This window comes from Streptomyces sp. (assembly GCF_036524955.1).
GTDB lineage: Bacteria > Actinomycetota > Actinomycetes > Streptomycetales > Streptomycetaceae > Actinacidiphila.
This window is the reverse complement of the sequence record NZ_DATDBG010000083.1, coordinates 1-11,717: the sequence shown is the minus strand read 5'-3', so window position 1 is coordinate 11,717 and position 11,717 is coordinate 1. Positions and strand designations below refer to the sequence as shown.

Sequence of the window (11,717 nt, the reverse complement as noted above, 5' to 3'; positions counted from 1 at the left end):
CGATCACCTCGTCGATCCAGTACTTCCGCGACGAGTTCATCGCCCACCTGACCCACGGCGGCTGCCCGTTCGACCCCGCCGCCTCGACGGCCTTCGCCCCCCAGGGAGCCAACGCATGAGCACCCCACGAAATCGCACTGCTTCCCCGCTGCGCTCCTCCGCAGCACGATTCGGAGGGGACCCCGCAACAACATGACCACCGCACCCGAGAAGGCCGATGCCGCGCTGCCGGGCCCTCTAGAAAGCACCGTGAAGATGGTGTCACTGACCATCGACGGCATCCAGCTCAGCGTCCCCGAGAACACCCTGGTGATCCGGGCCGCCGAGCAGGTCGGTGTCCAGATCCCGCGGTTCTGCGACCACCCGCTGCTGGCGCCGGTCGGCGCCTGCCGCCAGTGCCTGGTCGACATCCCCGACGCCGGCAACGGCCGCGGCTTCCCCAAGCCGCAGGCATCCTGCACCCTTCCGGTCGCCGACGGCATGGTGGTCAACACCCAGGTGACCAGCGAGGTGGCCGACAAGGCCCAGCAGGGCGTGATGGAGTTCCTGCTGATCAACCACCCGCTGGACTGCCCGGTCTGCGACAAGGGCGGCGAGTGCCCGCTGCAGAACCAGGCGATGCAGGTCGGCGACCCCGACACCCGCTTCGAGGGCCGCAAGCGGACCTACCAGAAGCCGGTGCCGATCTCCGCGCAGGTGCTGCTGGACCGCGAGCGGTGTGTGCTGTGCGCGCGCTGCACCCGGTTCAGCAACCAGATCGCCGGCGACCCGATGATCGAGCTGCTGGAACGCGGCGCGCTCCAGCAGGTCGGCATCGGCGAGGGCGACCCCTTCGAGTCGTACTTCTCCGGCAACACCATCCAGATCTGCCCGGTCGGCGCGCTCACCTCGGCCGCCTACCGCTTCCGCTCCCGCCCCTTCGACCTGGTGTCGTCGCCGTCGGTGTGCGAGCACTGCGCGGGAGGCTGCGCGACCCGTACCGACCACCGGCGCGGCAAGGTGATGCGCCGGCTGGCCGCCGACGACCCCGAGGTCAACGAGGAGTGGCTGTGCGACAAGGGCCGCTTCGGCTTCCGGTACGCGCAGCGGCCCGAGCGGCTGACCCACCCGCTGGTCCGCGACGCCTCCGGTGAACTGGTCGCCGCGAGCTGGCCCGAGGCGCTGGCCGCCGCCGCGGCCGGACTGAGCGCGGCGCACGGCCGGACCGGGGTGCTCACCGGCGGACGCCTCACCGTCGAGGACGCGTACGCGTACGCCAAGTTCGCCCGCGTCGTCCTCGGCACCAACGACGTGGACTTCCGGGCCCGCGCCCACTCCGCCGAGGAGGCCGACTTCCTGGCCGCCGCGGTCGCCGGTCGCGGCGTCGACCTGAACAGCAGCGGGGTGACCAACCGGGCGCTGGAGAAGGCGCCGGCCGTGCTGCTGGCCGGGCTCGAAGCCGAGGAGGAGGCGCCCGGCGTCTTCCTGCGGCTCCGCAAGGCGCACCGCAAGTTCAAGCAGCAGACGTACGCGCTCGCGCCGTACTCCACCCGGGGCCTGGACAAGGCGGGCGGCATCCTGCTGCCGGCCGCGCCCGGCACCGAACCGGAGTGGCTGGACGCGCTGGCCAGCGGTATCGGCCTGGACGAGACCGGTGAGCGGGCCGCCGACGGGCTGCGCACCGAGGGCTCGGTGATCCTGGTCGGCGAGCGGCTGGCGGCGGTGTCCGGCGGGTACACCGCGGCGCTGCGGCTGGCCGCCGCCACCGGCGCGACCCTGGCGTGGGTTCCGCGCCGGGCGGGCGAGCGCGGGGCGGTCGAGGTTGGCGCGCTGCCCGGGCTGCTGCCCGGCGGGCGCCCGGTCACCGACCCGCGCGCCCGCGACGAGGTGGCCCGGGTGTGGGGCCTGCCCGCGCTCCCCACCCGCTACGGGCGCGACACCGGCCAGATCATCGAGGCCGCCGCCACCGGCGAACTGGCGGCGCTGGTGGTCGGCGGCGTCGAGGTCGCCGACCTGCCCGACCCGGCGCGCGCCCGCGTGGCGCTGGGCAACGTGCGCTTCGTGGTCAGCCTGGAGCAGCGGCCCAGCGAGGTCACCGAGCGCGCCGACGTGGTGCTGCCGGTCGCCGCGGTCGCCGAGAAGTCCGGCACCTTCCTCAACTGGGAGGGCCGGGCCCGCCTCTTCGAGGCCGCGATCAAGCCCGACCAGGCCACCAGCCGCCACCAGCTCCCGGACGCCCGCGTCCTGACCATGCTGGCCGACGCGCTGGACGTGGCACTGGGCCTCGCCGACGTACGGGCCGCCCGCCGCGAGCTGGACCGGCTCGCCGGCTGGTCCGGTACATACGCGCCCGCGCCGCTGGAGACGTCCGTGCCGCTGCCCCGGCCGGAGCCCGGTCAGGCGGTCCTCGCCGGGCATCGCATGCTCCTCGACCAGGGCCGTCTCCAGGACGGCGACGACGCGCTGGCCGCGACCCGGCACGCCTCGGTCGCCCGCCTCTCCGCGGCGACGGCCGCGGAGGCGGGTCTCTCCGACGGTGACCCGGTGCTGGTCACCGGCCCGGCCGGCACGGTGACGCTGCCGCTGGCCGTCACGCCGATGCCGGACCGCGTGGTGTGGGTGCCGCTCAACTCCGTCGGCGGCGGGGTGGCCTCGGACACGGGTGCCCGTCCCGGACAGGTCGTCGGGGTGGCCTCCGCCACGGATTCGAGGGAGGCGACCGAATGAACAGCGTGATGCCGGTTCGGCGCTGCCGGACCGCGCCGTGGTGGCCGATCGCCGCCGCGGCGGAGAAGAGTCCGGCGGCGCAGCGTGCGGAGGTGCGGTCGTGAGTGCCCTGTTCACCGGCGGCAGCCACCTCGCCGCCACCACGGAGAACCTCTCGTTCTTCGGGAACGACGTGTGGTGGCTGATCGCCCTCAAAGCCGTCTTCTGCTTCGCCTTCGCGATGCTCACCGTGCTCTTCTCCATCGTGTGGGAGCGCAAGGTCGTCGCGTGGATGCAACTGCGCATCGGCCCGAACCGGCACGGGCCCTGGGGCATGCTCCAGTCGCTCGCCGACGGTGTGAAGCTGATGCTCAAGGAGGACATCACCGTCAAGCGGGCGGACAAGGCGGTGTTCATCCTCGCGCCGATCGTCGCGGTGATCCCCGCGTTCATGTCGTTCGCGGTGATCCCGTTCGGCCCGGCCGACAACGAGGTGTCGATCTTCGGGCAGCGCACCGCGCTGCAACTGACCGACCTGCCGATCGGCATCCTCTACATCCTGGCCACCGCGTCCGTCGGCATCTACGGAATCGTGCTGGCCGGCTGGTCGTCCGGGTCGACGTACCCGCTGCTCGGTGGCCTGCGCGCGTCCGCCCAGATGATCAGCTACGAGATCGCAATGGGCCTGTCCTTCGCCGCGGTCTTCCTCTACTCCGGGTCGATGTCGACCTCCACGATCGTGGAGGCACAGGGCAACCGGTGGTACGCGATCCTGCTGCCGGTGTCCTTCCTGGTCTACATCGCCACGATGGTCGGCGAGACCAACCGCGCGCCCTTCGACATGCCCGAGTCCGAGGGCGACCTGGTCGGCGGCTTCAACACCGAGTACAGCTCGATCAAGTTCGCGCTGTTCATGCTCGCCGAGTACGTGAACATGGTGACGGTCTCCGCCGTCGCCACCACCCTCTTCCTCGGCGGCTGGCGGGCGCCCTGGCCGGTGTCCGCCTTCTGGGAGGGCGCGAACCACGGCTGGTGGCCGATGCTCTGGTTCGTCGTCAAGGTGCAGTTGCTGCTCTTCTTCTTCATCTGGCTGCGCGGCACCCTGCCCCGGGTCCGCTACGACCAGCTCATGAAGCTGGGCTGGAAGGTGCTGATCCCGGTCTCCATGGTCTGGCTGATGCTGGTGGCCGCGGTCCGGGCGATGCGCAACGAGGACTACGACTTCACCAAGATCGTCCTCTACGTCGGCGGGGCGGTTTTCGCGCTGCTGCTGGTCTCGCTGGTCGTGGACGTGTTCCGGGACCGCGAGGAGAAGCGGAAGGCGCCGGAGGGCGGAGCACTGGCGCCACCGGAACGGTTCGACCCGATGTCCGGCGGCTATCCCGTACCGCCGCTGCCGGGACAGCAGGCGCCCCGGGTGCCCAGGCGTCCCAGCCGGGCGCAGCCCCAGCTCGTGGGGGCGGCGGGGCCGGCGGACGCCTCGGACGCCTCGGGCGCGGGGGACACAGAGAAGAAGGAGGACGGCGATGCCTGAGTTCCTGGGTCCGGTCGCGGGCTTCGGCGTGACCTTCAAGGCCATGTTCAAGAAGCGGCTGACCGAGCAGTACCCCGAGTACAAGAAGCCGACCGCGCCGCGGTTCCACGGCCGCCACCAGCTCAACCGCCACCCGGACGGCCTGGAGAAGTGCGTCGGCTGCGAACTGTGCGCGTGGGCCTGCCCGGCCGACGCGATCTACGTGGAGGGCGCGGACAACACCGACGAGGAGCGCTACTCCCCGGGCGAGCGCTACGGCCGCGTCTACCAGATCAACTACGCCCGCTGCATCCTGTGCGGCCTGTGCATCGAGGCGTGCCCGACCCGGGCGCTGACGATGACCAACGAGTACGAGCTGGCCGACCGGACCCGCGAGTCGCTGATCTTCACCAAGGAGCAGTTGCTGGCGGGCCTGGAAGAGGGCATGGTCGACAGCCCGCACTCGATCTTCCCGGGCATGGACGAGGGCGACTACTACCGCGGCGCCGTCACCGAGGCCGCGCCCGGGACCGTACGGCAGGTGGCCGTCTCCAAGGGCGAACGGCCTGATTCCGAGCGGCCTGCGGCCGGAGCGGACGAGACGGCGAGCGGTGCGGCGGCGGGAGCGGACACCGCGGTCACCGCGCCCGGCGGGACGGCGCCGGCCGGAACGGGGGCCGAGGCATGATGTCGCTCGCCGCCGCCTCCCAGACCTCCACCGGCGAGGCCGTCCAGTTCTGGGTGCTCGGCACGGTCGCCGTGCTGGGCGCGCTCGGCACCGTACTGATGAAGAAGTCCGTGCACAGCGCGCTGTCGCTGGCCGGGACCATGATCGTGCTGGCCGTCTTCTACCTGGCGCAGGGCGCGTACTTCCTGGGGATCGTGCAGATCGTCGTCTACACCGGCGCGATCATGATGCTCTTCCTCTTCGTTGTCATGCTGGTCGGCATCACCGCGGCGGACTCCCTCAAGGAGACGCTGAAGGGCCAGCGCTGGATGGCCGCCCTGTGCGGGCTCGGCTTCGGCATCCTGCTGATCGCCGGGATCGGCAACGCCTCGCTGGACACCTTCACCGGTACCGGCCAGGCGAACTCCGCCCACGGCGGCAACGTCCAGGGCCTGGCCCGGCTGGTGTTCACCACCTACGTGTGGGCCTTCGAGATCACCGGCGCGCTGCTGATCAGCGCGGCGATCGGCGCGATGGTGCTCACCCACCGGGAGCGTACGGAGGAACGCCGTACGCAGCGTGAGCTGTCCGAGACGCGGGTGCGCGAGGGCAAGCAGGTCACGCCGCTGCCGGCGCCGGGTACGTACGCCCGGCACAACGCGGCGGACATTCCCGCGCTGCTGCCCGACGGCACCATCGCCGAGCTCTCGGTCAGCTCCACGCTGCGCGAGCGCGGCCAGATCCGCGACGTGTCGCAGGACGCGCGGCAGCGGCTGGCCGAGCTGGCGCAGCGGTCGGAGGAGTGGCTGGAGCGGGAGTTGGAGCACCGGGCTCCCCCCGTCGTCGACCGCGGCGCCGACGACCGCGGCTCCGGCCGGAACGGCGGCGACCGCAACGGTGACCGGGACCACGCAGAGGAGGGCGCCAAGTGAATCCGGCCAACTACCTGTACCTGTCGGCGCTGCTGTTCACCATCGGCGCGGCCGGAGTGCTGATCCGGCGCAACGCGATCGTCGTCTTCATGTGCGTCGAGCTGATGCTCAACGCCTGCAACCTGGCGTTCGTCACCTTCTCCCGGCTGCACGGCAACCTCGACGGCCAGATCATCGCCTTCTTCACGATGGTGGTGGCCGCCGCCGAGGTCGTGGTCGGTCTGGCGATCATCGTGTCGATCTTCCGTTCCCGCCACTCGGCCTCGGTCGACGACGCCAATCTCATGAAGCTGTAGAGGGGCTGCGCCAGTGGAAACCCTGATCGGACTGCTCGTCGCGGCGCCACTGCTGGGCGCGGGCATCCTGCTGACCGGCGGCCGGCGGCTGGACCGTACCGGCCACCTGATCGGCACGGCGCTCGCGCTGCTGTCCTTCGCCCTCGGCGTCGTGCTCTTCGCCGACATGCTCGGCAAGGACAGCGAGCAGCGCACACTCACCTCGCACCTCTACAGCTGGGTGCCGGTCGGACGATTCCAGGCCGACGTCGGCTTCCAGCTCGACCAGCTCTCGATGACCTTCGTGCTGCTGATCACCGGTGTGGGCTCGCTGATCCACATCTACTCGATCGGCTACATGGCGCACGACGAGCGCCGCCGCCGGTTCTTCGGCTACCTGAACCTCTTCCTCGCGGCGATGCTGCTGCTGGTCCTGGCCGACAACTACTTCCTGCTCTACGCGGGCTGGGAGGGCGTGGGCCTGGCCTCGTACCTGCTCATCGGGTTCTGGCAGCACAAGCCGAGCGCGGCGACCGCGGCGAAGAAGGCGTTCCTGGTCAACCGGGTCGGCGACATCGGCCTGTCGGTGGCCATCATGCTGATGTTCACCACCTTCGGGTCGTTCGCCTTCGCGGACGTGCTCCCGGCGGTGACCGAGGCGGCCGGTGCCCAGCACGCGACCATCACCGGTATCGGCTTCATGCTGCTGCTCGCTGCGTGCGGCAAGTCCGCGCAGGTGCCGCTCCAGTCCTGGCTGGGCGACGCGATGGAGGGCCCGACCCCGGTCTCCGCGCTGATCCACGCCGCCACCATGGTGACCGCGGGCGTGTACCTCATCACGCGGTCCGGCGCGATCTTCAACGCCGCGCCCGACGCGCAGACCGCCGTCGTCACGGTCGGCGTGGTCACGCTGCTGTTCGGTGCGATCGTCGGTTGCGCGAAGGACGACATCAAGAAGGCGCTGGCCGGCTCCACGATGTCGCAGATCGGCTACATGATCATGGCGGCCGGGCTCGGCCCGATCGGCTACGTCTTCGCGATCATGCACCTGGTCACGCACGGCTTCTTCAAGGCCGGGCTCTTCCTCGGCGCCGGTTCGGTCATGCACGGCATGAACGACGAGGTGGACATGCGGCGTTACGGCGGCCTGCGGAAGTACATGCCGGTCACCTTCGTCACCTTCGGCCTCGGCTACCTGGCGATCATCGGCTTCCCGGGCCTGTCCGGCTTCTTCTCCAAGGACAAGATCATCGAGGCGGCCTTCGCGAAGGGCGGCACGGAGGGCTGGATCCTGGGCGGCGCGGCCATGCTGGGCGCGGCGATCACCGCGTTCTACATGACGCGGGTGATGCTGATGACGTTCTTCGGCGAGGAACGGTGGGCCGCGACCGCGTCCGACGGCGGCTCCGCCGCGGGGTCGGGCCAGACGCCGCATCCGCACGAGTCCCCGGCCTCCATGACCATCCCCATGGTCGTCCTGGCCTTCGGCTCGGTCTTCGCCGGCGCGCTGTTCAGCGTCAACTCCTCCTTCCTGAAGTGGCTGGAGCCGGTCACCGGGCACAGCCATGGCGACTCCCCGGTCAGCGCGGGCACGGTGACGGCCGGAACCATGGTCGTCCTGGTGCTGGGCGTGGGCCTGGCCTGGCTGATGTACGGGCGCCGGCCCGTTCCGGCGGTCGCCCCGCGCGGCTCGCTGCTCACCCGGGCCGCCCGCCGCGACCTGCTGCAGGACGACTTCAACCACGTCGTCCTGGTCCGCGGCGGCGAACACCTCACCCGTGCCCTGGTCTACCTCGACCACTCCCTGGTCGACGGCGTCGTCAACGGCACCGCCGCCTCGGTGGGCGGCCTCTCCGGCCGCCTCCGCAAGGTGCAGAACGGCTACGTACGGTCGTACGCCGTTTCGATGCTCGGCGGCACCGCGGTGCTGGTCGCCGCGACTCTTCTCATGAGGGCGGTCTGATAGCTCATGGCAGATTTCTCGTTCCCGCTCCTCACCGTGACCGCCGCCCTGCCCGCGGCCGGCGCGATCGTCACCGCCGCCGTACCCGCCACGAGAAGGACGGCCGCCAAGTACACGGCGCTGGCCTTCTCGCTCGGCACGCTGGTGCTGGCCGCGATCGCGCTGGTCCGGTTCGACCCGGGTGGTGACCGCTACCAGCTCACCGAATCGCACGCCTGGGTGAGGAACTTCGGGCTGCGCTACGACCTGGGCGTGGACGGCATCGCGGTCACCCTCGTCGCGCTGACCGCGCTCCTGGTCCCGTTCGTGATGCTGGCCGGCTGGCACGACGCCGACCCACTGGAGACCGGGTCCGACAGCGACTCCGCCGCGGGCGCCCCCGACCGGCGGTGGCGGCCCACCCAGGGCTTCTTCGCGCTGATCCTGCTGGTCGAGGCGATGGTGGTGCTCTCCTTCGAGGCCACCGACGTGTTCCTCTTCTACATCTTCTTCGAAGCCATGCTCATCCCGATGTACTTCCTCATCGGCGGCTTCGGCGACCGCGCGCACGCGGGCGGAGAGGACGAGGCGGCACGGCAGCGGTCGTACGCGGCGGTGAAGTTCCTGCTCTACAACCTGGTCGGCGGCCTCATCATGCTGGCCGCCGTGATCGGGCTGTACGCGGCCACCGCCGACCAGCTCGGTGCCGGTACCTTCTCGCTCCAGGAGATCCTGGCCGCCCGCGCGTCGGGGAAGCTGGACCTCGCGACCTCCACCGAGCGGTGGCTGTTCCTCGGGTTCTTCTTCGCCTTCGCGGTGAAGGCCCCGCTGTGGCCACTGCACACCTGGCTGCCGAACGCGATGGGCGAGGCGACCGCACCGGTCGCCGTGCTCATCACCGCGGTGGTGGACAAGGTCGGCACGTTCGCGATGCTGCGGTACTGCCTCCAGCTCTTCCCGGAGGCGTCCACGTGGGCCACCCCGGTCGTCCTGGTTCTCGCGCTGGTCAGCATCATCTACGGTGCCCTGCTCGCCGTCGGCCAGCGCGACATCAAGCGGCTGATCGCGTACGCGTCCGTATCGCACTTCGGCTTCATCATCCTCGGCATCTTCGCGATGACCAGCCAGGGCCAGAGCGGCGCGACGCTCTACATGGTCAACCACGGCATCTCGACGGCCGCGCTGATGCTGGTCGCCGGGTTCCTGATCACCCGGCGGGGCTCGCGGCTCATCGCGGACTTCGGCGGTGTGCAGAAGGTGGCGCCGGTGCTGGCCGGCACCTTCCTGGTGGGCGGTCTCGCCACGCTGTCGCTGCCCGGTCTCGCGCCGTTCGTCAGCGAGTTCCTGGTGCTGGTCGGCACGTTCAGCCGGTACCCGGTGCTGGGGATCGTGGCGACCGCGGGCATCGTACTGGCCGCGCTGTACGTGCTGGTGCTCTACCAGCGGACGATGACCGGGCCGGTCAAGGCGGGCATCGAGGGCATGGCCGACCTGCGGGTACGTGAACTCGTCGTGGTCGCGCCGCTGATCGCGCTGCTGCTCTTCCTCGGGGTCTACCCGAAACCGGTGACGGACATCGTCAACCCGTCGGTCTCGCACACGCTCTCCGACGTGCACAAGACCGACCCCAAGCCCGCGCTGGAGGCGAAGAAGTGAGCGGATCGGTTTTCCCGGCGGGATCGGTTGTCCACAGCCTGTGGACAACGGCGGCGCCGGCCGCCCCGGTGGACAGCATCCCGGCCCCGCACATCGAGTACGCCCAGCTCTCACCGGTCCTGATCGTCTTCGGCGTGGCCGTGCTGGGCATCCTCGTCGAGGCGTTCGTACCGCGCGCGCACCGCTACCTCGCGCAGGTGACCGTCGCGGTGGTGGGTCTGGCCGCTGCCTTCGCGGCCGTGGTCGCGCTGGCGGAGAAGGGGTACGGCACGACCAAGGCGCACATCGCGGCGATGGGCGCGGTCGCCGTGGACGGCCCGGCACTCTTCCTCCAGGGCACGATCCTGCTGGTCGCCATCGTCTCGGTCCTCACCTTCGCCGAGCGGCGCCTCGACCCGCGGGCGCACGGCCGCCAGGTCGACTCCTTCGCCGCGCAGGGCTCCGCGGTGCCCGGCGGCGACCAGGAGAAAGCCGCCGTCCGGGCCGGGTTCACCTCCACCGAGGTGTTCCCGCTGCTGCTGTTCGCGGTCGGCGGCATGCTCGTCTTCCCGGCCGCGAACGACCTGCTGACGCTGTTCGTCGCCCTTGAGGTCTTCTCGCTGCCGCTCTACATCCTGTGCGCGCTGGCCCGACGCAACCGCCTGATGTCCCAGGAGGCGGCGGTGAAGTACTTCCTGCTGGGCGCCTTCTCCTCGGCCTTCCTGCTCTTCGGGATCGCGCTGCTCTACGGCTATGCCGGCTCGGTCACGTACTCCGGTATCTCCTCGGTGATCGACGGCACCGCGCGGATGACGCCGGCGCTCGCCTCCACCACCGGCAACGACGCGCTGCTGCTGATCGGCCTCGCCATGGTCGCCGTCGGCCTGCTCTTCAAGGTCGGCGCGGTGCCGTTCCACATGTGGACGCCGGACGTCTACCAGGGCGCGCCGACCCCGGTCACCGGCTTCATGGCCGCCGCCACCAAGGTCGCCGCGTTCGGCGCGCTGCTGCGGCTGCTGTACGTGGTGCTGCCCGGCATGCGGTGGGACTGGCGCCCGGTCATGTGGGGCGTGGCCATCGCCACGATGCTGGTCGGCGCGGTCGTCGCGGTCACCCAGACCGACGTGAAGCGGCTGCTGGCGTACTCCTCGATCGCCCACGCGGGCTTCATCCTGGCCGGCGTCATCGCCACCACCCCCGACGGCGTCTCCTCGGTCCTGTTCTACCTGGCCGCCTACTCCTTCGTGACGCTCGGCGCCTTCGCCGTCGTCACGCTGGTCCGCGACGCGGGCGGCGAGGCGACCCACCTCTCGCGGTGGGCGGGACTCGGGCGGCGCTCCCCGCTGGTCGCCGCCGTCTTCGCGGTCTTCCTGCTGGCCTTCGCGGGCATCCCGCTGACCTCCGGGTTCGCCGGGAAGTTCGCCGTCTTCAAGGCAGCCGCCCAGGGCGGCGCGATGCCTCTGGTCATCGTGGGCGTCATCTCGTCGGCGGTCGCCGCGTTCTTCTACATCCGCGTCATCGTGCTGATGTTCTTCAGCGAACCCAAGGCCGGCGGCCCCTCCGTCGCCGTCCCCAGCCCCCTCACCTCCACCGCCATCGCCATCGGCGTCGTGGTCACCCTGGTGCTCGGACTCGCCCCCCAGTACTTCCTCGATCTGGCCGCCACATCCGGCGTCTTCATCCGCTGACCGATTCTCTTCCACGCTGCCCGGGTGCCCTCCTTCCGAAAGGAAGGCACCCGGGCAGCGTGCCTACGGGGCCGTAGAGTGCGGGGCGTGAAAACGGGGTGGGCGGACCGGCGGTTCGGGCTGCTGGTCGGGGCGCGGGTCGTGTCGGTGCTGGGGAACGGGTTCGCCCGGGTGGCGCTGGCGTTCGGGGTGCTGTCGTTGCCGGGGGGCGGGCCGGGGCGGCTGTCGCTGGTGCTGGGGTGAAGCTCCTATAGATCGTCAAGCGGTCTGGAGGAGCGTTTTCGGTGTGGTTGATGGGCTGGTGAGGTGCTTGTAGACCTCGCGGGCGATGAAGCGTTTGAGGCAGCGCAGGATGTCTTTCTTGGACATGCCTTCGGTGG

The 11,717-nt window shown here is 70.7% G+C and carries 9 protein-coding genes and 1 pseudogene; 9 read left to right on the top strand and 1 reads right to left on the bottom strand.

The window, feature by feature from the left end; all coding sequences use genetic code 11:
- Window positions 1-192: 192 nt before the first annotated feature.
- From VIW71_RS07380 to VIW71_RS07340, 9 genes are all read left to right on the top strand, one after another.
- Window positions 193-2,706: an NADH-quinone oxidoreductase subunit G gene (locus VIW71_RS07380; RefSeq protein ID WP_414720686.1), complete on the top strand. Its 2,514-nt coding sequence runs from the start codon at window positions 193-195 to the stop codon at window positions 2,704-2,706.
- A gap of 100 nt (window positions 2,707-2,806) precedes the next feature.
- The gene (gene nuoH, locus VIW71_RS07375; RefSeq protein ID WP_331621196.1) at window positions 2,807-4,219 is read left to right on the top strand and encodes an NADH-quinone oxidoreductase subunit NuoH; all 1,413 of its coding nucleotides are present in this window, start codon (window positions 2,807-2,809) and stop codon (window positions 4,217-4,219) included.
- Window positions 4,212-4,886 (top strand): NADH-quinone oxidoreductase subunit NuoI, encoded by a 675-nt coding sequence (gene nuoI / locus VIW71_RS07370; protein WP_331621195.1) that lies wholly within the window; start codon window positions 4,212-4,214, stop codon window positions 4,884-4,886. The genes nuoH and nuoI overlap by 8 nt, the downstream gene beginning before the upstream one ends.
- Window positions 4,883-5,797, top strand: a complete 915-nt coding sequence (locus VIW71_RS07365) for an NADH-quinone oxidoreductase subunit J (protein WP_331621194.1) — start codon at window positions 4,883-4,885, stop codon at window positions 5,795-5,797. The genes nuoI and VIW71_RS07365 overlap by 4 nt, the downstream gene beginning before the upstream one ends.
- Window positions 5,794-6,093, top strand: a complete 300-nt coding sequence (gene nuoK / locus VIW71_RS07360) for an NADH-quinone oxidoreductase subunit NuoK (protein WP_331621192.1) — start codon at window positions 5,794-5,796, stop codon at window positions 6,091-6,093. The genes VIW71_RS07365 and nuoK overlap by 4 nt, the downstream gene beginning before the upstream one ends.
- 13 nt (window positions 6,094-6,106) lie before the next feature.
- Window positions 6,107-8,035, top strand: a complete 1,929-nt coding sequence (gene nuoL, locus VIW71_RS07355) for an NADH-quinone oxidoreductase subunit L (RefSeq protein WP_331621191.1) — start codon at window positions 6,107-6,109, stop codon at window positions 8,033-8,035.
- A 6-nt stretch (window positions 8,036-8,041) separates the two neighbouring features.
- Window positions 8,042-9,670, top strand: a complete 1,629-nt coding sequence (locus VIW71_RS07350) for an NADH-quinone oxidoreductase subunit M (protein WP_331621190.1) — start codon at window positions 8,042-8,044, stop codon at window positions 9,668-9,670.
- Entirely contained in the window at window positions 9,667-11,337 is a 1,671-nt protein-coding gene (nuoN, locus tag VIW71_RS07345) for an NADH-quinone oxidoreductase subunit NuoN (protein WP_331621189.1), read from the top strand. The genes VIW71_RS07350 and nuoN overlap by 4 nt, the downstream gene beginning before the upstream one ends.
- An 87-nt stretch (window positions 11,338-11,424) precedes the next feature.
- Window positions 11,425-11,580, top strand: coding sequence for a hypothetical protein (locus tag VIW71_RS07340; RefSeq protein WP_331621188.1), 156 nt, complete (start codon window positions 11,425-11,427; stop codon window positions 11,578-11,580).
- 15 nt (window positions 11,581-11,595) lie between these two features.
- Here the strand turns inward: VIW71_RS07340 and VIW71_RS26695 are convergent.
- A pseudogene (locus VIW71_RS26695) lies at window positions 11,596-11,717 on the bottom strand (IS110 family transposase); the annotation flags it as partial.

Bases quoted from the DNA above. Each gene is read 5' to 3' on its own strand.
- VIW71_RS07380 (WP_414720686.1), top strand. From the start codon at position 193: ATGACCACCGCACCCGAGAAGGCCGATGCCGCGCTGCCGGGCCCTCTA.
- nuoI (WP_331621195.1), top strand. From the start codon at position 4,212: ATGCCTGAGTTCCTGGGTCCGGTCGCGGGCTTCGGCGTGACCTTCAAG.
- VIW71_RS07350 (WP_331621190.1), top strand. From the start codon at position 8,042: ATGGCAGATTTCTCGTTCCCGCTCCTCACCGTGACCGCCGCCCTGCCC.
- VIW71_RS07365 (WP_331621194.1), top strand. From the start codon at position 4,883: ATGATGTCGCTCGCCGCCGCCTCCCAGACCTCCACCGGCGAGGCCGTC.